This is a genomic window from Brucella grignonensis (assembly GCF_002252505.1).
Lineage (GTDB): Bacteria > Pseudomonadota > Alphaproteobacteria > Rhizobiales > Rhizobiaceae > Brucella > Brucella grignonensis.
Genome location: NZ_NNRL01000112.1, coordinates 1 through 759, shown reverse-complemented (window position 1 = coordinate 759; position 759 = coordinate 1). Strand labels below are relative to the sequence as shown.

Below are 759 nucleotides of genomic sequence, written 5' to 3'. Positions count from 1 at the left end.
CCCCTGGGTGCTGAGGCTCGTAATCGCCTCACTCTCGGGCCTGGACCCCGCCGTCGAGGAAGCCTCTCTGAGTCTTGGTGCCAGTCGCGTGGTGACGTTCTTCCGCATCACTCTGCCAATCATCAAGCCGGGGATCGTCGCAGGCGGGCTGTTCGCATTCATCTTCTCGTTCGGCGATCTCGAAAAGTCGCTGCTGCTGGTGGGCCCGGGGCGATCCACGCTTCCGATAGCCATGCTGAACTACCTCGAATTCAGGACCGACCCGACAATCATGTCCGTCGCCACCATCCAGATACTCATCATTGGGGCCGCCCTCATCATTTCGGATCGCTACGTGCGGCTGAGCCGGACTTTCTAGGGGACGTCGGGAGCATCATGTCCAGAATTTCGTTGCAGAATCTTGCAAAATCCTACGCTGCGGCGCGTGCGGTCGAGAACATCTCGCTAGAAATCGCGCAAGGAGAGTTCCTCGCGCTGCTCGGACCGAGCGGCTGCGGCAAGACCACGACCCTGCGGATGATCGCGTGATTCATCCAGGCAAGCAGCGGGCGGATACTCTTCGATGACCGCGATGTGACCGGGCTCCCGCCGAACAGGCGCAACACCGGCATGGTCTTCCAAGGCTTTGCCCTGTTCCCGCACATGACGGTGTACGAGAATGTCGCCTATGGACTCCAGATGCGGAAGGTCGCCAAGGGAGAAATCGGAGAAAGGGTCACCAAGGTCCTCGACCGCGTCCAACTCGGCGCCTTCGGCGAC

General features: G+C 60.7%; 1 protein-coding gene and 1 pseudogene. Both read left to right on the top strand.

What is annotated here, in order from left to right; translation table 11 throughout:
- Positions 1 to 358 (top strand): ABC transporter permease (locus CEV33_RS01455; RefSeq protein WP_141211540.1); only part of this gene is annotated, 358 nt, incomplete at its 5' end.
- A gap of 17 nt (positions 359 to 375) precedes the next feature.
- Positions 376 to 759 (top strand): annotated as a pseudogene (locus CEV33_RS24660) (ABC transporter ATP-binding protein); the annotation flags it as partial.